Source organism: Dyella terrae, assembly GCF_022394535.1.
GTDB lineage: Bacteria > Pseudomonadota > Gammaproteobacteria > Xanthomonadales > Rhodanobacteraceae > Dyella.
In genome coordinates this window covers 1,199,987-1,217,486 of the sequence record NZ_CP089414.1, presented here as the reverse complement: position 1 = coordinate 1,217,486, position 17,500 = coordinate 1,199,987, and the positions used below count along the sequence as shown (strand labels likewise).

Genomic DNA, 17,500 nt, shown 5'->3' with positions numbered 1-17,500 from the left:
AAAGCAGCGCCGACGTCGCCCCAGGGTGCCGCCAGCGCCCCTAACTTGAACGCGCCAGTCATTTACACCCCCGCAAACCCTCGCGGCCAGCCCGTTCTTCCTCTAAAATACATATTTCCAGCACGGCTGCATCCCATGACCCCCCCTGATTTTCGTCACCGGCGGTGTGGTGTCCTCTCTCGGCAAGGGCATCGCCGCGGCGTCGCTGGCTTCCATTCTGGAAGCGCGTGGCCTGTCGGTCACCATGATGAAGCTCGACCCGTACATCAACGTGGATCCGGGCACCATGAGTCCCTTCCAGCACGGCGAGGTCTACGTGACCGATGACGGCGCGGAGACTGACCTGGACCTGGGCCACTACGAGCGCTTCGTCAACACGCGTCTCACGGGCAAGAACTCCATTACCACGGGCAAGATCTACGAATCGGTGATCCGCAAGGAGCGCCGCGGCGACTACCTGGGCGCCACGGTGCAGGTGATTCCGCATATCACCGATGAGATCAAGCACTGCATCCACGAGGCCACCCGTGGCTACGATGTGGCGATGGTGGAGATCGGCGGCACGGTGGGCGACATCGAGTCGCTGCCGTTCCTGGAGGCCATCCGCCAACTGCGTATCGAGCACGGCCCGGAAAAGGTGATGTTCATGCACCTGACCCTGGTGCCGTACATCAAGGCTGCCGGCGAGATCAAAACCAAGCCGACCCAGCACTCGGTGAAGGAGCTGCGCTCCATCGGTATCCAGCCAGACGTGTTGCTGTGCCGCTGCGAGCAGCCGCTGCCGGACGGCGAGCGCCGCAAGATCGCCCTGTTCACCAACGTTCCCGAGAATGCCGTGATCAGCGCGGCCGATGTGGACATCATCTACAAGCAGCCGTTGTGGCTGCACAAGCAGGGCCTCGATGAGATCGTGGTCAAGCGCTTGGGCCTGCAGGCGGGTCCGGCCGACCTGTCGTCGTGGCAGCGCACGGTCGAGGCCGTGGAGCACCCGAAGGACGAGGTCAACGTCGCCATTGTCGGCAAGTACGTCGAGCACAAGGACGCCTACAAGTCCTTGGGCGAGGCGCTGCGCCACGGCGGCATCAAGCAGCTCACCCGCGTCAATCTCAGCTGGGTTGATTCGGAGCAGGTTGAGGCCGAAGGCGCCGCCAAGGTGCTGGGCAATGCCGACGCCATCCTGGTGCCAGGCGGCTTCGGCAAGCGCGGCTTCGAGGGCAAGGTATTGGCCGCCAGGTACGCCCGTGAGAAGGGCGTGCCGTACTTCGGCATCTGCTACGGCATGCACGCCGCGGTGGTGGACTTCGCGCGGAGCGTGGCGGGTCTCACCGAGGCCGATTCCAGTGAGAACGACCGCAACAGCCCGGACCCCGTCATCGGCCTGATCACCGAGTGGACCACAGCCACCGGCGAAGTCGAGACCCGCACCGAGCGTTCGGATCTGGGTGGCACCATGCGCCTGGGTGCGCAGGAATGCCGCCTCAAGGCCGGCACGCTGGCCCGCGAGCTTTACGGCCAGGACGTGGTGCGCGAGCGTCATCGTCACCGTTACGAATTCAACAACCGTTACCGCCAGACGTTCGAAGACCTCGGTCTCGTGATCTCCGGCAAGTCGATGGACGATCTGTTGGTCGAGATTGTCGAGCTGCCGCAGCAGAAGCACCCGTGGTTCCTCGGCTGCCAGGCGCATCCGGAATTCACGTCCACTCCGCGCGATGGCCATCCGCTGTTCATCGGCTTCGTGCAGGCCGCCCGTGAGTTCAAGGCGGTGCGCGAGGGTGAGCGTCTCGCCAAGGAGTCTGTCGCATGAAGTTGTGTGGATTCGAGGTCGGCCTGGACAAGCCGCTGTTCCTGATCGCCGGTCCCTGCGTGGTCGAATCCGAACAACTGCAGATGGACACCGCCGGCAAGCTCAAGGAAATCACCGGCAAGCTCGGTATCAACTTCATCTTCAAGTCCAGCTTCGACAAGGCCAACCGCTCCTCCGGCACCAGCTTCCGCGGCCCCGGCATGGAAGCGGGTCTGAAGATCCTGGCCGAAGTGAAGCGCCAGCTTGGCGTGCCGGTGCTTACCGACGTGCACGAATACACGCCGATGAACGAAGTGGCTGCGGTTGTCGACGTGCTGCAGACGCCGGCCTTCCTGTGCCGCCAGACGGATTTCATCCGGAACGTGGCGCGCGCCGGCATTCCGGTGAACATCAAGAAAGGCCAGTTCCTGTCGCCGTGGGACATGAAGAACGTCGTCGACAAGGCCAAGGCCGTCGGCAATGACGACATCCTGGTCTGCGAGCGTGGCGCCAGCTTCGGCTACAACAACCTGGTGTCCGACATGCGTTCGTTGAGCGTGATGCGCGACACCGGTTGCCCGGTGGTGTTCGACGCCACGCACTCGGTGCAGTTGCCGGGCGGGCAGGGCACCAGTTCGGGCGGCCAGCGAGAGTTCGTGCCCGTGTTGGCGCGTGCTGCCGTGGCGGTGGGTGTGGCGGGCCTGTTTGCGGAGACGCATCCGGACCCCTCCAAGGCGCTCAGCGACGGCCCCAATGCGTGGCCGCTGGACAAGATGGAAGCATTGCTGGAAACCCTGCTCGAGCTCGATCAGGTCACCAAGCGACATGGCTTCCTGGAAAACACGGTCACCGGCAGCCAAGCACGCTGATGTCATCGCAAGAGCCGCTGATCGCGCTACTGACCGAGATCCGTGATCTCCAGCGCGAGCATCTTGAGCTCTACAGGAAACAAAGCGAGCAGGCAGAGGCCAGGGTCCAGCAGGCCTTGGCCAAGCAGGAGCAAGCCCTTGCCGGGCAGGGGCGCGCACTGGAATTCATCGAGCGCTTTCGCAAGCGCGGCCGCCTGCTGGCCATCTGTATCGCTGTTATTGTTATTGCATTAGTCGTACTTCGTTTGCTACCTCACTAAATGCCAGCAGGGATTGAGTTAATGACGACCCAGATCACCCATATCCACGCACGTGAAATCCTCGATTCCCGCGGCAACCCCACGCTCGAAGCGGAAGTGACCCTGGCGGGCGGCGGCTTTGGCCGTGCAGCCGTGCCGAGCGGCGCGTCGACGGGCTCGCGTGAGGCAGTCGAACTGCGTGACGGTGACAAGTCGCGTTACCTGGGCAAGGGCGTGAAGAACGCAGTGCTCAACGTCAACAATTCCATTGCCAGCGAGCTGAAGGGTTTTGACGCTGCAAACCAGGGCGGCCTGGACGCCAAGCTGATCAACCTGGACGGCACCCCGAACAAGGGCAAGCTGGGCGCCAACGCCATCCTCGGCGTCTCTATGGCCGCCGCACACGCCGTGGCCGCGCAGAATCGTCAGCCGCTGTGGCAGTACCTCGCCACCATCAACGGCACCACCGGCAAGCCGGGTGCGCTGCCGGTGCCGATGATGAACATCATCAACGGCGGTGCGCATGCAGATAACAACGTGGACGTGCAGGAGTTCATGGTGCTGCCGGTGGGCGCGTCGAGCTTCGCCGAGGCGCTGCGCGCCGGCGCGGAAATCTTCCACGCCCTTAAGAGCGTGCTCAAGGGCAAGGGCCTGAACACGGCCGTGGGTGACGAGGGTGGTTTCGCGCCCGATCTGCGCTCGAATATCGAAGCGCTCGACACCATCCTCGAAGCGATTAACAAGGCCGGTTACAAGGCGGGTAGCGATATCCTGCTGGGCCTCGATGCCGCCAGTTCCGAGTTCTACAAGAACGGCAAGTACGACCTGGCCGGCGAAGGCAAGGTCTACAGCTCCGCCGAATTCGTCGACTTGCTGGCCGGCTGGGCGAAGCAGTATCCGATCGTCACCATCGAGGACGGCATGGCCGAAGGCGACTGGGATGGCTGGAAGCTGCTGACCGACAAGATCGGCGACCGCATCCAGATCGTCGGTGACGACCTGTTCGTGACCAACCCGACGATCTTCCAGGAAGGCATCGACAAGCACATCGCCAATTCGATCCTGATCAAAGTGAACCAGATCGGCACGCTGTCGGAGACGCTCGAAGCCATCGCGATGGCCGATGCGGCGAAGTACTCGGCCGTGATCTCGCACCGCTCGGGCGAAACGGAAGACACCACCATTGCGGACATCGCCGTGGCAACCACCGCGACCCAGATCAAGACGGGTTCGCTGTGCCGCACCGATCGCGTGGCGAAGTACAACCAGCTGCTGCGCATCGAAGAGGCACTGGGCTCGGCCGCAGTCTATGCGGGCCGTAACGCCTTCCCGAATCTCGCCAAGCTGCCGGGCTGAGGAGACGCTTAGCCCATGGTGCGTTGGGTCGCCCTGATCCTGATCCTTCTGCTGATCGCCCTGCAGGTAAAACTGTGGAACGGTCATGGCGGCGTGCACGAAGTGGAAACACTGCGTGCCGCCGTCAAAAAGCAGGGTGAGGACAACGACAAGCTGACCACGCGAAACCAGGCCCTGGGTGCGGACGTGAGCGACCTCAAGCATGGCGAGCAAGCCGTGGAGGCTCGCGCCCGCGCCGAGCTCGGCCTGATCAAGCCGGGCGAAACGTTCTATCAGGTCGTCGAAAAGCCGGGCACCGCCGAAGCGCCCGCGCCCACCAGTTCGACCAGCGGTAACCCATGAGTGCGGGCCTCTGGTGCGTGGTGCCTGCGGCGGGGCGTGGCACGCGTGTAGGTGGCACCATTCCCAAACAATACCTGCCGTTGACCGGTAGGCCGCTGATCCTGCATACGCTGGAGCGGCTGGCGATCCATCCCCGCATCGCCGGACTGATGGTCGTACTGGGTGGCAACGACGGGCACTGGCCCGGCGTCGATAATCTGTACGGAAAGCCCGTACTCACCACCTTGGGCGGAGCCGAGCGCTGCGATTCCGTACTGGCTGGCGTTCGCGCCTTGCCCGGTGACGTAGCAGAAGACGCCTTCGTACTGGTACACGACGCCGCGCGTCCGTGCGTGCGCGAAGCCGACATCACGCGACTCATCGACATCGGTGTTCCCGCTGGCGGCGGCCTGCTTGGCGCACCGTTGCGCGACACGCTCAAGCGTGCGAATGGCGAGGGGCGCAGCGAAGTCACCGAGCCGCGCGACCACCGCTGGCGTGCTTTCACGCCGCAGATGTTCCGTCGTGGCGAGCTGGCTGCAGCACTGCAATCGGCTTATGCAGCCGGCGTGACGGTGAGCGACGAGGCCATGGCGATGGAGCGCGCAGGTTTTGCGCCGTTGCTGGTCGAGGGCGCCGAAGACAATATCAAGGTCACCACGGCAACGGATTTCGCATTGGCCGAATTCCTGTTGTCGCATATGAAGTGAAAGCCCAAACGGCTGCAAGGAGTTTCCCATGATGCGGATCGGACAGGGCTTCGACGTCCATATCTTCGGCGAAGGCGACCACGTGATGCTTGGCGGTGTACGCGTGCCGCACACACGCGGCATCGTGGCCCACTCCGATGGCGACGTGGTCATCCATGCACTGTGTGATGCCATCTTCGGCGCGCTCGCACTGGGCGACATCGGCCGGCATTTTCCACCCAGCCAAGAACAGTGGCGCAACGCGGACAGCCGGATATTCCTGCGTCACGCGGCCAAGCTGATGCGTGATCAGGGGTATGCGCTGGGTAACGCCGACGTCACCGTCATTTGCGAAGCGCCCAAGGTGGGGCCTCATTCCCTCGCCATGCGCGAAGCCGTTGCCGAAGAGTTGGGCTGCGAGCTCGACCGTATCAGCGTTAAGGCCACGACCACTGAGAAGCTCGGCTTCACGGGTCGCGGCGAGGGCATCGCGGCGCAAGCCTGCGTGTTGCTGGTTCTGGCGTAAGCGAGGCCGGCGGCCGAAGTTCGGCCTCGCGCCTGCACAACCAGCTTGATGAGATCAGCGAAATCACGCTCGCACGTGCGCGGCGTCTGTAGTGCAAGGAGATCGCCGTCACCCTGATCAACGGCTGACTCGGGCGGGTTCTTCACCTTTCTCGGCCTCGCCACACTGTTCCTGATGTAATGCGCTGCTCGCGCGATCTTTCTTTTGTTGCCGGCGATGCCGGTGGAGTCCTATGTCCGATCTCGAACTGCCTTATGCCTATGGCAACCCACCGCTGACCGCAGTCCTGCGCAGCACGCCCGACGATTTCCAGGTCGAGGAAATCCTCGGTTACGACGCCGACGGCGAGGGTGAACATGCCTTGCTGTGGGTGGAGAAGCGCGGTGCCAACACCGACTGGGTGGCCCGCGAGCTGGCGAAATTCGCGGGCGTTCCACCGCTGGACGTGGGCTATGCGGGACTCAAGGATCGCCACGCGGTGACGCGCCAGACGTTCTCGGTGCAGCTGGCAGGCAAGCCTCATCCGGACTGGACTGCCTTTCCTGGCGAGGACGCGAAGGTATTGGCCGTCACCCGCCACAAGCGCAAGCTCAAGCGCGGCGCCTTGCGCGGCAACCGTTTCGTGCTGGTGCTTCGCCAGGTCGACGGTGATCGCAGCGTGGCCGAGCAGGTGCTCACGCAGATCGCGCAGCGCGGCGTGCCCAACTATTTTGGCGAGCAGCGTTTCGGACGCGAGGGTGGCAACGTAGCGCAAGCGCGCGCCATGTTCGCCGGTCGTCGAGTGGATCGGGACAAGCGCCACTTCCTGCTGTCTGCAGCGCGTTCGCACATCTTCAACGCCGTGCTCGCGGCGCGCGTTGAGCGCGATGCTTGGGATTCTCCGATGGAGGGTGAGATCTGGTCGCTCGCCGGCTCACGCTCATGGTTTGGACCCGAGCCGTTCGACGCAACGTTGTCGCAGCGATTGGCGACGGGTGATATTCATCCGTCAGGTCCGTTGTGGGGGCGTGATGAAACGCCAGCGAAGGATGATGTCGCGGCGCTAGAGAATGCGATTGCGGCTGAGAATGCGGATCTGGCTGATGGGTTGGTGGCGGCGAAGATGGATCAGGAGCGTCGGGCGCTGCGGATGATTCCGAAGGACCTGAAGTGGCGTTGGTTGGATGACGCTGCGTTGGAGTTGAGTTTTGAATTGCCGGCGGGGGCTTATGCGACGACGGTGGTTCGGGAGTTGGCGCGGGCGGGTTGAGTTTCTGCTCCCTCTCTCCTTTTGGGGTGAGGGGACACCCTTGCCTCATTACTTCAAAAGAACCGTCACCCCTGCGTAGGCAGGGGTCCAGTGACTTTGCGCTTGGTTGTCGTGTGATCGCGACCTAGCCGCCTACGCGGCGGGCGTTTCGCCCTCCTGCCGGAGGCCGAGTCACTTTTCTTTGCTTGCCCGAAGAAAAGTAACCCAAAGAAAGGGCACCCCCACTTGGCGCTGGCCGGTGAAGCCGGCCAGTTCGTGAGGGGCGGCCGGGCTTTTCGACAGGGCCTCCTGCCCTGGCGAAAAGGGGTCGGCATCCTTGCCGATCCCCCTACGGGCCTTCTCGTCCGCCCCTCACCGCTGCACAGGGGGCCCGGAGGTCAAAGGCGAAGGCGGACGGCTCGTGCAGCTGCGCTGCACATCGCATCGCGGCAGGTCGCGTTGCTCCTGCTCTGATGCTCAAAGTCGAGGTAGGGGGGGGCGATGCCGTTACGTGGCGAGTTCTCCACAACGGTCGGGAAGCGTAGCGTCTTCTTTCCCTTGCCTCTGCGGTAGGAAAGCGTAGCGAAGCCTGCTTTAAGTCCTCTCCGCTATGGCGCGTTGCGAAGCGCGCCGAAGTACCCGCTGTGTAGCGGCGAAGGTTCCAAGCAACAACGTTCCTCATCCGTTCGGGCTTATCCCAACGTAATGCTGCAGGCGTTGGCCTGTCAGGCCATTTCTTCGGGTTACTTTTCTTTGGGCCAACAAAGAAAAGTGACTCGAGCGTCCCACGGGACTAGCTTCGCGTCGTCGGCAGACGATCGAAACGCCCGCTGCGCAAGCGGCCAGGTCGCGGTAACGCATGAGGCGACGGCCGACCACTGACGACACCTAAACGACTCACGCGCACTCCGCATACGCGACAAGAAACGACAAACAGAACCCCACATTAATCACCATTACCCCTTCAAAAGCACCACCACCGCCCCCGTTCCCCCCTGCATCGGCCGCGCCGAAGCAAACGCCACCACATCGTCCCGTCGGCGAAGCATCCGATCCGTCAGTGCCTTGAGCACGGGACCGGCCGCCCGCGACCGCAACCCCTTGCCATGCACGATGCGCACGCAACGAATGCCCTGGTGCTTCGCTTCCGCCAGGAAATCCACAATGCAGGCTTGCGCGGTGGCTGCGTTCATCTGATGCAGGTCGATCTCGTCCTGGACGCTGTATTGGCCGCGCTTGAGCTGGCGCAGCAGCTTGGGTGAATAGCCGTCTCTGAGGTAACTCAGTTCCTCGCCCACCTCGATCAGCGTTGGATCGAACGCCATGTCGAGTAGTTCGCCCGGCACGGCGGCTTCGTCCGCTTCCAGCATGTACGGATGCGGCTCAGGCTTGGGGGCGGCCGGCGCTGGCGCGACCGGGTCGAACGGTTTGACGTCGCCGATGGCCTCGCGGAACAGGCGGGTGTCGTCGTCTGAAACCGGGGTGGGCGGACGATGTTTCATGTCCTGAATCCTAATGCACCCGGGGTGCTGGCGCGTCGCGTCGCGGTTGAGTCGCTGCCTGAGTTGGGATGCATCGGAAACGTGAGCCGGCGTGATGTGAAACCGCTGCGCCGGTCCGGTAGACTTCAGGCTTGACCCGGCGAGCGCTGCCTACGCAGCGTTGCCGCGACTGGCCTTGAACGGATCATCATGCGAGTTCTGGTTTCAAACGACGACGGGGTGGATGCACCGGGCATCCGCGTGCTCGCCGAGCGCCTTGGCGCGATCGGCCAGGTGACCGTAGTGGCGCCTGATCGCGATCGCTCCGGCGCCAGCAATTCCCTCACGCTGGATGCGCCTATCCGTGCGTTGCGCATGGACAACGGCTACTACCGTGTTGCTGGCACGCCGACCGACTGCGTGCACTTGGCGCTGGCGGGCATGCTCGACCATGAGCCCGACATGGTGGTATCTGGCATCAACAATTCCGCCAACCTTGGCGATGACGTCATCTATTCGGGCACGGTGTCGGCCGCGATGGAGGGGCGTTTCCTCGGCTTGCCGGCCATCGCGGTGTCGCTGGTCAGCAAGGATCACAAGGGCGAGCACTACGACTCGGCCGCCAACGCCGTGCTGCTGCTCATGCAGCGCCTGCGGGTCGATCCGCTTCCGGCGGACACCATCCTCAACGTCAACGTGCCCGACCTGCCATGGGATCAGATCTGCGGTTTTGAGGTGACGCGCCTGGGCAAGCGCCATCGTGCGGAGCCGTGCATCAAGCAGACCGATCCGCGTGGCAAGGAAATCTGGTGGATCGGCCCAGCCGGTGACGTGGATGATGCAGGCCCCGGTACGGACTTCAACGCTGTGCGTCGCGGTTACGTATCGGTCACGCCCATCCATGTCGACCTGACGCGCTTCCAGGCATTGGAGAAGGTCAGTAGTTGGGTGGGTGCATTGAACCAGGGCGTGGCAGCCGGCAAGCCCGCCGACGAGGCAGCATGAGGGCATGAACGTGCATCCGTTGCCGCCATCTGCATTGAAAGGCGAGGGCATGACCTCGCAACGCGCGCGCGATCGCCTTGTCGTGAAGCTGAAGGACGAAGGCATCCGCGATCAGCGTGTGATCGATGTGATCCGCAACACGCCGCGCCATCATTTCATCGATCAGGCGCTGCATTCGCGCGCCTATGAGAACACTGCGCTACCGATCGGTCATGGTCAGACCATTTCCCAGCCGTGGGTGGTAGCGCGCATGACCGAGGCGCTGCTCGAGTTTGGAGTGCCGCAGAAGGTGCTGGAGATCGGCACCGGTTCGGGTTACCAGGCTGTGGTGCTGGCGCAGATCGTGCCCCAGGTCTTTACGGTCGAGCGTATTGAGGAACTGCTGCGCCAGGCGCGTCGTCGTTTCCGCCAGCTCGGTCTTAACAACATCCGCTCGCGCCATGACGACGGCAAGTTGGGTTGGGCGGATGAAGCACCGTTCGACGCCATCATTCTGACGGCAGCCGGCGATGCGATTCCGCATGCCGTGCTGGACCAGCTCAGCCCGACCGGTGTGCTCGTGGCGCCGGTGGGTTCACCCAGCAACCAGACGCTGATCCGCATGCGTGGCGACGGGCAGGGCGATTTTGTCCAAGAGGAACTGGCCGCGGTCAGTTTCGTGCCCCTGCTCGGCGGCATCGGCTGATGTCACAAGGAAGCTACTAAGCATGCGTCTGTTTGGACCGTTGTATGCGCGCGCACTGACGTGGGCGCGCCACCCCCGGGCTTTGTATTACCTGTGCGGCCTGAGCTTCGTCGAGGCCTTCATCTTCCCGATCATGCCGGAAGTGATGCTTGCGCCGATGATGCTGGGCAAGCGCCACAAGGCGTTTTTCTACGCCAACATCAGCCTGCTGTTCTCGCTGCTGGGTTCGCTGGTGGGCTATGCGCTGGGCCATTGGGCTTTCCATGCCTTGTCGCCATTGCTCGACAGCCTGCACTTGCTCGCGCCCATTGAAAAGGGCGTGGACAACCTGCGAATGCAGATGAACCAGCATTGGCTGGGTCTGATGGTGGTGCTGGCGCTGGCTGCGCTGCAGCCGGTGGTGCCGATGAAGTTCGTCACCTGGGCGGCGGGTATCGTCGGCGTGCCGATCGTCCCGTTCCTGGTGTGCATGGCGGTGGGGCGTGGCAAGCGCGTGTGGTTGCTGGCGCTGCTTATTCGTCTTTTCGGCGAGCGTGCCGAGCGCATCCTGCACAAGCACATCGAGCGCATTGGCTGGGCGGCGCTGATCATCCTGGCAGCGTTGGCGGCATGGTGGTTCCTGTCGCGCTGAACGCTGGGCGGCAGGTCCACGTGCCTGTCAGCAGGGTACGCATGAAAATACCGTCTCGCCTCGTTATGCTGACCACCATGAATGGATATCTCCGGTCGCTGACCCTCACCTCCGCCATCCTGCTGGTTGCCTGTGGCACCCAGCGGTCCGTCGTCGTGGAGCCGGCAGCCAATAGCTCGTCGCGCGTTGTCGCCCCTTCAGCCCGATCCGCACCGGGCGGAACCTACAAGGTGATGAAGGGCGATACGCTTTATTCGATCGCCTTCCGCAATGGCGTGGACTTCCGCGACCTGGCCGGCTGGAATCACATCGATTCGCCCTACACGATCTGGCCGGGGCAGGAGCTGCAACTGGCTCCCGCCAACGGCAGGCCGCCTGCCGCGGCAGCCATGCACACCGCTGCGGTCGTGACGACCGCCAAGCCGGTGGCATCCGCTGGCCATGTCGTCTCGTCGACCCAGGACACTCAGCAGGGCGGACAGCCGGCAGCAACGGTGGCGGCCGATGTGGCGTCGGTCGGAGCTCCCGCAGCGGCCGCCAGCACAGCGGCTCCTGCACATTCGGCAACCACGCCAGCGGCTGCGACCACCCCGGTGGTTCCGGTGGCTGGCGCGCCTGCTGCCACCGCCAGCAATACACCCCCGCCGGCACCGCCTGTGCCAGCAGCGCCCGGGGCAACCCGCAGTAATGGCGGCGTGACCTGGCGCTGGCCTGCGGACGGCACGCTCATTAAGCGCTTCCAGTCGGGTGATGCCATTCCTGGCATCGAGATCGGCGGCAAGACGGGCGACCCTGTGCGGGCAGCGGCCGATGGCGTGGTCGTGTACAGCGGCAACGGTCTGGTGGGCTATGGCGAGTTGGTCATCGTCAAGCACAACGACAGCTACCTGTCGGCTTATGGCCACAACAGCAAGCGACTGGTGAAGGAAGGCCAGCGCGTCACGGCGGGTCAGCAGATCGCGGAAATGGGTTCCACAGGCTCGTCGCGCGACGAACTCCAGTTCCAGATCCGTAAGGACGGCAACCCGGTCGACCCGATGGGCTATCTGCCATCGCGGTGATGGCGTGTGCGCTTACTGCGAGGGCGCACTCCATGCGCCCTCGTCGTTCAGAGCCCGGGTTATTGGGCCGGCAGAATAAAGGCCACAACCACCCGCCGGCTCTCGCCGGCCAACAGGTCATAAGTTCGGGCCGCAGCCGCGTTGTCCATTACTTCTATGCCTACGCCCTTGCGCAGTAGGCCGGCCATGAAGGCGTGAGCGGGAAAGACCTGTCGTTCGCCCGTGCCTAGAAGCACCACTTCGGGCTTCAGTTCGAGGATCGCGTCGACATGGCTGGCCTCGAGTTCGCTCGCGGCCGTTACCGGCCAATTCTCGATGGCGCGCTCAGGCGAAAGAAGAAAGCTCGTGGTGAGCTCGCGATCGACAACGAAGATCGAACGGGGGCCGACCCGCCGAACGAACAGGTAATTGCCGGGACGATCGAGCGACAGGTCCATCAGCCAACCCCTGCTTAGCGGGGCAGGGCGAGCTTGGGCTCGTCCTCGTTGCGGCGGAACAGCACCACGATATGGCCGATCTGATGCACATTCTCCGCCCGGGTACCTTCGGTGAAGAAGTCGATCTGGGCCTGGCGCTCTTCCTTGTCACCGCCTGACAGCTTCACCTTGACCAGCTCGTGGTGAGACAGCGCCAGGTCTAGCTCCTTGAGCACGGCTTCAGTCGCACCCTTGGCGCCCAGCAGGATGACGGGGTTGAGATCATGCGCAAGGCTGCGCAAGTAACGGCGCTGCGAGGGGGAAAGTGCCATGCGTTCAGTCTCGGATTCGCTGCGATAGGACCGCTAAGGGTATCATGCGCCATCTCCCCGTATCTGTGGCTGTTGCCAACCCATGTCTCGCAGCAAAAGTAGTTCCCGCTGGCTGCGGGAGCATTTCGATGATGTCTATGTGAAGAAAGCCCAGGCCGAAGGCCTGCGCTCGCGCGCGGTCTTCAAGCTGGAAGAGCTGATCGATAAGGATCGCCTGCTCAAACCTGGCATGCGGGTGGTGGACCTGGGCGCCGCCCCGGGCGGATGGTCGCAGCTGGTGCGTCAGCGCCTGGGCGACACCGGGCACGTGGTGGCTATGGATATTCTGCCCATGCAGGGCATCGGCGGAGTAGATTTCCTGCAGGGTGATTTCCGCGAAGAATCGGTCCTGCGGGAGCTGGAAAGCCGTCTGCTTGGCCAGCAAGTCGATCTTGTGCTGTCTGATATGGCCCCCAATATGAGTGGTGTGGCCTTGGCCGACCAGATCCGGGCTATGGGTCTGGCTGAGCTGGCGCTCGATTTCAGCCGGCAGTGGCTGAAGCCGGGCGGGTCGTTCCTGATCAAGTTGTTCCAGGGGACCGGCTTTGACGAATACATACGCAGCTTGCGCGCAGACTTCACCCGCGTAACGATGCGTAAACCTAAGGCCTCCCGCGCGCGTTCGCGGGAGGTGTATGCATTAGCCGTGGGGCGAAAGGTCCACGGCGGGCAATCGGGCGAGAACCGTGCATGAATGAAATGGCGAAAAACCTCCTGCTCTGGCTGATCATCGCAGTCGTACTGCTGACGGTATTCCAGAGCTTCAATCCGCACGGTGGGGCGTCTTCGGATATGCCCTATAGCAGCTTCGTGCAGAGCGTGGACAACGGCAACGTGGCTTCGGCCAACATCAGTGCCGACCAGCCGGCCGCCATCAGCGGCAAGCTGAAGGACGGCAGCACGTTCCGCACCGTCGCACCGGTCCTGGGCTGGTCCACCAACTCGGTGGTCAAGCAGATGCAGGACAAGGGCGTGGAGGTTCGCCAGGAGCCTTCCAATAACGGCTTCTCGCTATTGGGCCTGCTGCTCAACTGGCTACCCATCATCCTGATCGTTGGCGTGTTTATTTGGTTCATGCGCCAGATGCAGGCGGGTGCCGGCGGACGAGGTGCCATGAGCTTTGGCCGCTCGCGCGCCAAGCTGCAGGGTGAGGACCAGATCAAGGTCAACTTCAGCGACGTCGCCGGTTGCGACGAAGCCAAGGAAGAAGTGGGCGAGCTGGTCGAGTTCCTGCGCGACCCGGGCAAGTTCCAGAAGCTGGGCGGCAAAATTCCCCGCGGCGTGCTCATGGTGGGCCCGCCGGGCACCGGTAAGACCCTGCTCGCCAAGGCCATCGCCGGCGAAGCCAAGGTGCCGTTCTTCTCGATCTCCGGTTCGGATTTCGTGGAAATGTTCGTGGGCGTCGGCGCCAGCCGCGTGCGCGACATGTTCGAGCAGGCCAAGAAGCACGCGCCGTGCATCATCTTCATTGACGAAATCGACGCCGTTGGTCGCCATCGTGGCGCCGGGCTTGGTGGCGGCCATGACGAGCGCGAGCAGACGCTGAACCAGTTGCTGGTGGAAATGGACGGTTTCGAAGGCACCGAGGGTGTCATCGTCATTGCCGCCACCAACCGCCCCGATGTGCTCGACCCTGCGTTGCTCCGTCCGGGTCGCTTCGATCGCCAGGTGGTGGTCGGGCTGCCGGATGTGAGAGGGCGCGAACAGATCCTCAAGGTGCATATGCGCCGAGTGCCGACCGCAGCTGATGTCGACCCCATGACGATTGCGCGTGGTACGCCCGGGTTTTCCGGTGCCGATCTCGCCAACCTCGTCAACGAGGCGGCGCTGTTCGCAGCGCGTGAGAATGCCCGTGACGTGCGCATGATCCATCTGGACAAGGCGCGCGACAAAATCCTGATGGGTACCGAGCGTCGCTCCATGGCGATGAGCGAGGACGAGAAGAAGCTCACCGCGTATCACGAGGCCGGTCATGCCATCGTCGGTCGCCTCGTGCCAGAGCACGATCCGGTCTACAAGGTCACTATCATTCCGCGCGGTCGCGCGCTGGGTGTGACCATGTACCTCCCGGAAGGCGACAAGTACAGCATGAACCGCGTGGCCATCGAGTCGCAGCTGTGCTCGCTGTATGGCGGTCGCGTGGCCGAGGCGCTGATCTTCGGTGAGGACAAGGTCACCACCGGTGCGTCGAACGACATTGAGCGCGCCACCAAAATGGCCCGCAACATGGCCACTAAGTGGGGCCTGTCCGACACGCTTGGTCCGATGACCTATGGCGAGGAAGAGGACGAGGTGTTTCTGGGTCGTGCCGTAACCCAGCACAAAAACGTCTCCAACGAAACCGCGCGCAAGATCGACGAAGAAGTGCGCGCCATCCTGGATCGCGCCTATTCGCGCACCAAGGATCTGCTCACCGGCAACATCGACAAGCTGCATGCGATGGCCGATGCGCTGTTGCAGTACGAGACCATCGACGCGCATCAAATCGAAGACATCATGGCTGGCCGCGTTCCGGGCCCGCCAGCGGATTGGTCGAAGAACTCCAATACGGGCTCCACGCCGCCACCTCCGCCGCCGCGTGGCGATAGCGGCGCAAAGGTCGGTGATCCAGCAACGCAGAGTCGCATCGCCGATCGCTGATCAGCTTGTTGCGGCAAATTGAGAAAAGGCGGCCATGGGCCGCCTTTTTTCTTTGTAGGGTAGGGCGTGCGCCTTGCGCGTTCAGAACGTACGTGCGCTTGACGATAGACGGCATCATTGGAAGGTGCCGACAGAGCGCAGGCATGAATACCGCCTGTAGCCTCTGCTTCACATATGTGAAAAAAATCATGCAAAGGTCTAGCCGAATGTGAAACAGATGGCTAAACTACTCGGCTCGAGTGAAGTGCTTTCATCGCCGAACGTGAAGATTCTCAGACGGCGATGAAAAAAATCTGAAAAAAAGTATTGACGCACGACTCTCAAATCTGAATAATTCCGCTTCTGGCTTCGGCGCTTTCCACTCCGGTGGTTAAGCGACAAAGCAAAAGTTTAAAAAACGCGCCCGTAGCTCAGTTGGATAGAGTACCAGGCTACGAACTTGGTGGTCGGGAGTTCGAATCTCTCCGGGCGCGCCATTTAATAGCAAGGTGTGATGTTCGCATCACCACTTGCGCCGCAAGGCAGTGAATCGCCAAACGGGCCGGACATAAGATATAAAGTTCGGTGTGCTTTGATACGGATTGACTAGACTAGGCGTCACCCGTAGCATTTCAAGGCTTCAGTCCGCGAAAGTGGTTGAGGGTTCGAAATCGGGGTATAGCTCAGCCTGGTAGAGCGCCAGCTTTGGGAGCTGGATGTCGGGGGTTCGAATCCCTCTGCCCCGACCATGCAGATGCTATGCACACTGTGCACGAGCGCCTGTAGCTCAACCGGATAGAGCATCGGCCTTCTAAGCCGACGGTTGCAGGTTCGATTCCTGTCGGGCGCGCCAGTTCAAGGTTTGCGGTGGATGTAGCTCAGCTGGTTAGAGCATCGGATTGTGATTCCGAGGGTCGTGGGTTCGAGTCCCATCTTCCACCCCAGTTGATGTTGCAAGTACAAAAGTTTCAGGGCCGTTAGCTCAGTTGGTAGAGCAGTTGACTCTTAATCAATTGGTCGTAAGTTCGAATCTTACACGGCCCACCAACTAAGACAGGGACTTAGCGAAAGCTAAGTCCCTTTCTTTTGCCTATCGAAAAAATGCCCGGAAAAAGCGGCCACCCACCGCCTCCAGCATCAATGAATGCATGGCTGGTTCCGACACAGCGGGGCAGACGGGGGTGAACGTCAGCTCTCGGCTGCACAGCGTTAGCCTGGTCGATCCAAGGTCAATGGAGTTGATGCGCAGAAGGGGCGCCTGATGGAGGCGGCAGAGCGCGCGAATCTTCGCGTAACATCATGTCGCCATGCAGCGCACGCACGCACGGCGTGCTGGGCGCGTGTACGCGGCCTCGCCACGATACGCGTTTCGTCACACCAAGCAATCTCGACATCGTTAGCCTCAGAGGTGATGCCCGGTGGAACCTCAAGACCTGTCAGTAGGCGAATTCTCCATTGCTATGGCAACGCCAACGCACGGCGGATCCTTCTGCATTGGCTATGTGATCAGCGCGCTTGATCTTCAACGCGAGTGCAATCAGCGCAGCATTGGTTTCGAGACACTCTTTGTCGCTCACGTCAGCATCATCGAGCACGCGAGAAACCGATTGGCCAATTTGTTCCTGTGGACCACCAGTGCGACGCATCTGCTGTTCGTCGACGACGACATGGGCTTTGGCGTCCCCGAGCTAATGAAGATGTTCGAATGGCGGCGCGCGGATGTGGTGGCCGCCATGTGTCCCAAGAAGTCCATCGATTGGGCGCGCATCAGGCGGGCCGTACTTACCCACCCAAATATCGATCCCGCCGTACTTCCCGCGCTAGCGGGCAACTACGAGAACATGTTTCGCGTGGCGGATGACGAGCCGACCGTCGTTATTGGCCCGAAGCCTACGCGTGTTTCCGCCATCGGGGCTGGCATCATGCTGATCTCGCGAGAGTGCCTGATGCGCCTCGTTGATACGGGCCGTGCCCCACGCATCGAGAATGCCGACTTCCCCGCGATGGCGGCCAAGGACGGGCGCGCGCCGTATTACCAATTCTTTCGTACCGAGACGCGCGAGGGTATGACGATTGGCGAGGACATGTATTTCTGCGAGCAGGTCCGCGCCACCGGCGGTGAGATCCTAGGCTGCTCGTGGATACCGATCACGCATACCGGCAGGTACGACTTCCGCGGAGACCTTCCTGGCATTGCAGCCTATCGGGTATGAAGGC

Annotated in this window: 18 protein-coding genes and 5 tRNA genes; 20 read left to right on the top strand and 3 right to left on the bottom strand. The window is 62.4% G+C overall.

All coding sequences use genetic code 11. The features are described 5' to 3' along the window. Nucleotides 1-145: 145 nt before the first annotated feature. From DYST_RS05025 to truD, 8 genes are all read left to right on the top strand, one after another. On the top strand, nucleotides 146-1,807 hold the full coding sequence (locus DYST_RS05025; RefSeq protein ID WP_239952075.1) for a CTP synthase: 1,662 nt from the start codon (nucleotides 146-148) through the stop codon (nucleotides 1,805-1,807). Beyond that, entirely contained in the window at nucleotides 1,804-2,655 is an 852-nt protein-coding gene (gene kdsA, locus DYST_RS05020; RefSeq protein WP_239950495.1) for a 3-deoxy-8-phosphooctulonate synthase, read from the top strand. The genes DYST_RS05025 and kdsA overlap by 4 nt, the downstream gene beginning before the upstream one ends. Further along, complete coding sequence (locus tag DYST_RS05015) at nucleotides 2,655-2,915, top strand: hypothetical protein (RefSeq protein WP_102304399.1); 261 nt, start codon at nucleotides 2,655-2,657, stop codon at nucleotides 2,913-2,915. Before kdsA ends, DYST_RS05015 begins: the two co-directional genes overlap by 1 nt. A 21-nt stretch (nucleotides 2,916-2,936) precedes the next feature. Continuing rightward, nucleotides 2,937-4,250, top strand: a complete 1,314-nt coding sequence (gene eno / locus DYST_RS05010) for a phosphopyruvate hydratase (RefSeq protein ID WP_102304398.1) — start codon at nucleotides 2,937-2,939, stop codon at nucleotides 4,248-4,250. A 15-nt stretch (nucleotides 4,251-4,265) separates the two neighbouring features. Then, nucleotides 4,266-4,592: a cell division protein FtsB gene (gene ftsB, locus DYST_RS05005; protein WP_239950494.1), complete on the top strand. Its 327-nt coding sequence runs from the start codon at nucleotides 4,266-4,268 to the stop codon at nucleotides 4,590-4,592. Then, on the top strand, nucleotides 4,589-5,281 hold the full coding sequence (gene ispD, locus DYST_RS05000; protein WP_239950493.1) for a 2-C-methyl-D-erythritol 4-phosphate cytidylyltransferase: 693 nt from the start codon (nucleotides 4,589-4,591) through the stop codon (nucleotides 5,279-5,281). The genes ftsB and ispD overlap by 4 nt, the downstream gene beginning before the upstream one ends. 31 nt (nucleotides 5,282-5,312) lie before the next feature. Then, entirely contained in the window at nucleotides 5,313-5,786 is a 474-nt protein-coding gene (gene ispF, locus DYST_RS04995; RefSeq protein ID WP_275666970.1) for a 2-C-methyl-D-erythritol 2,4-cyclodiphosphate synthase, read from the top strand. Between the two features lie 232 nt (nucleotides 5,787-6,018). Then, complete coding sequence (gene truD / locus DYST_RS04990; protein ID WP_239950491.1) at nucleotides 6,019-7,035, top strand: tRNA pseudouridine(13) synthase TruD; 1,017 nt, start codon at nucleotides 6,019-6,021, stop codon at nucleotides 7,033-7,035. A gap of 935 nt (nucleotides 7,036-7,970) precedes the next feature. On the opposite strand, the gene DYST_RS04985 is transcribed toward truD, so the two are convergent. Then, nucleotides 7,971-8,516, bottom strand: coding sequence for a Smr/MutS family protein (locus tag DYST_RS04985; RefSeq protein WP_102304394.1), 546 nt, complete (start codon nucleotides 8,514-8,516; stop codon nucleotides 7,971-7,973). A 189-nt stretch (nucleotides 8,517-8,705) separates the two neighbouring features. Here DYST_RS04985 and surE point away from each other — a divergent pair, with 189 nt between their 5' ends. The 4 genes from surE (at nucleotide 8,706) to DYST_RS04965 (ending at nucleotide 11,877) form a co-directional block, all read left to right on the top strand. Then, nucleotides 8,706-9,500 (top strand): 5'/3'-nucleotidase SurE, encoded by a 795-nt coding sequence (gene surE, locus DYST_RS04980; protein ID WP_239950490.1) that lies wholly within the window; start codon nucleotides 8,706-8,708, stop codon nucleotides 9,498-9,500. 4 nt (nucleotides 9,501-9,504) lie between these two features. Continuing rightward, a complete protein-coding gene (locus DYST_RS04975) occupies nucleotides 9,505-10,185 on the top strand; it encodes a protein-L-isoaspartate(D-aspartate) O-methyltransferase (RefSeq protein ID WP_102304392.1) in 681 nt (226 codons plus the stop codon). Nucleotides 10,186-10,207: 22 nt separating this feature from the next. Next, on the top strand, nucleotides 10,208-10,816 hold the full coding sequence (locus tag DYST_RS04970) for a YqaA family protein (RefSeq protein ID WP_239950489.1): 609 nt from the start codon (nucleotides 10,208-10,210) through the stop codon (nucleotides 10,814-10,816). Between the two features lie 65 nt (nucleotides 10,817-10,881). Then, nucleotides 10,882-11,877, top strand: coding sequence for a peptidoglycan DD-metalloendopeptidase family protein (locus DYST_RS04965; RefSeq protein WP_239952074.1), 996 nt, complete (start codon nucleotides 10,882-10,884; stop codon nucleotides 11,875-11,877). Between the two features lie 59 nt (nucleotides 11,878-11,936). Here the strand turns inward: DYST_RS04965 and DYST_RS04960 are convergent, their stop codons facing one another. Further along, complete coding sequence (locus tag DYST_RS04960) at nucleotides 11,937-12,314, bottom strand: Mth938-like domain-containing protein (RefSeq protein WP_102304389.1); 378 nt, start codon at nucleotides 12,312-12,314, stop codon at nucleotides 11,937-11,939. A 14-nt stretch (nucleotides 12,315-12,328) separates the two neighbouring features. After that, complete coding sequence (gene yhbY, locus DYST_RS04955) at nucleotides 12,329-12,625, bottom strand: ribosome assembly RNA-binding protein YhbY (RefSeq protein ID WP_239950488.1); 297 nt, start codon at nucleotides 12,623-12,625, stop codon at nucleotides 12,329-12,331. An 82-nt stretch (nucleotides 12,626-12,707) separates the two neighbouring features. Here yhbY and rlmE point away from each other — a divergent pair, with 82 nt between their 5' ends. The 8 genes from rlmE (at nucleotide 12,708) to DYST_RS04915 (ending at nucleotide 17,496) form a co-directional block, all read left to right on the top strand. Then, entirely contained in the window at nucleotides 12,708-13,358 is a 651-nt protein-coding gene (gene rlmE / locus DYST_RS04950; RefSeq protein WP_239950487.1) for a 23S rRNA (uridine(2552)-2'-O)-methyltransferase RlmE, read from the top strand. After that, on the top strand, nucleotides 13,355-15,304 hold the full coding sequence (ftsH, locus tag DYST_RS04945) for an ATP-dependent zinc metalloprotease FtsH (protein ID WP_199179043.1): 1,950 nt from the start codon (nucleotides 13,355-13,357) through the stop codon (nucleotides 15,302-15,304). The genes rlmE and ftsH overlap by 4 nt, the downstream gene beginning before the upstream one ends. A 399-nt stretch (nucleotides 15,305-15,703) precedes the next feature. After that, nucleotides 15,704-15,780: transfer RNA gene (locus DYST_RS04940), tRNA-Arg, on the top strand. 175 nt (nucleotides 15,781-15,955) lie between these two features. After that, nucleotides 15,956-16,032: transfer RNA gene (locus tag DYST_RS04935), tRNA-Pro, on the top strand. Nucleotides 16,033-16,059: 27 nt separating this feature from the next. Next, nucleotides 16,060-16,136: transfer RNA gene (locus DYST_RS04930), tRNA-Arg, on the top strand. Between the two features lie 14 nt (nucleotides 16,137-16,150). Next, nucleotides 16,151-16,227 (top strand) — tRNA-His (locus DYST_RS04925). Between the two features lie 27 nt (nucleotides 16,228-16,254). After that, nucleotides 16,255-16,330, top strand: a tRNA-Lys gene (locus DYST_RS04920). Nucleotides 16,331-16,701: 371 nt separating this feature from the next. Further along, entirely contained in the window at nucleotides 16,702-17,496 is a 795-nt protein-coding gene (locus tag DYST_RS04915) for a hypothetical protein (RefSeq protein WP_239950485.1), read from the top strand. Nucleotides 17,497-17,500 lie beyond the last annotated feature (4 nt).

What these genes read in the sequence shown, in the direction of transcription:
- rlmE (WP_239950487.1), top strand. Translation starts at nt 12,708, where the DNA reads ATGTCTCGCAGCAAAAGTAGTTCCCGCTGGCTGCGGGAGCATTTCGAT.
- ftsH (WP_199179043.1), top strand. Translation starts at nt 13,355, where the DNA reads ATGAATGAAATGGCGAAAAACCTCCTGCTCTGGCTGATCATCGCAGTC.
- eno (WP_102304398.1), top strand. Translation starts at nt 2,937, where the DNA reads ATGACGACCCAGATCACCCATATCCACGCACGTGAAATCCTCGATTCC.
- truD (WP_239950491.1), top strand. Translation starts at nt 6,019, where the DNA reads ATGTCCGATCTCGAACTGCCTTATGCCTATGGCAACCCACCGCTGACC.
- DYST_RS04970 (WP_239950489.1), top strand. Translation starts at nt 10,208, where the DNA reads ATGCGTCTGTTTGGACCGTTGTATGCGCGCGCACTGACGTGGGCGCGC.
- kdsA (WP_239950495.1), top strand. Translation starts at nt 1,804, where the DNA reads ATGAAGTTGTGTGGATTCGAGGTCGGCCTGGACAAGCCGCTGTTCCTG.
- DYST_RS05015 (WP_102304399.1), top strand. Translation starts at nt 2,655, where the DNA reads ATGTCATCGCAAGAGCCGCTGATCGCGCTACTGACCGAGATCCGTGAT.
- DYST_RS04965 (WP_239952074.1), top strand. Translation starts at nt 10,882, where the DNA reads ATGCTGACCACCATGAATGGATATCTCCGGTCGCTGACCCTCACCTCC.
- ispF (WP_275666970.1), top strand. Translation starts at nt 5,313, where the DNA reads ATGCGGATCGGACAGGGCTTCGACGTCCATATCTTCGGCGAAGGCGAC.
- DYST_RS04960 (WP_102304389.1), bottom strand. Translation starts at nt 12,314, where the DNA reads ATGGACCTGTCGCTCGATCGTCCCGGCAATTACCTGTTCGTTCGGCGG.
- yhbY (WP_239950488.1), bottom strand. Translation starts at nt 12,625, where the DNA reads ATGGCACTTTCCCCCTCGCAGCGCCGTTACTTGCGCAGCCTTGCGCAT.
- ftsB (WP_239950494.1), top strand. Translation starts at nt 4,266, where the DNA reads ATGGTGCGTTGGGTCGCCCTGATCCTGATCCTTCTGCTGATCGCCCTG.
- surE (WP_239950490.1), top strand. Translation starts at nt 8,706, where the DNA reads ATGCGAGTTCTGGTTTCAAACGACGACGGGGTGGATGCACCGGGCATC.
- DYST_RS04985 (WP_102304394.1), bottom strand. Translation starts at nt 8,516, where the DNA reads ATGAAACATCGTCCGCCCACCCCGGTTTCAGACGACGACACCCGCCTG.
- DYST_RS04975 (WP_102304392.1), top strand. Translation starts at nt 9,505, where the DNA reads ATGAACGTGCATCCGTTGCCGCCATCTGCATTGAAAGGCGAGGGCATG.
- ispD (WP_239950493.1), top strand. Translation starts at nt 4,589, where the DNA reads ATGAGTGCGGGCCTCTGGTGCGTGGTGCCTGCGGCGGGGCGTGGCACG.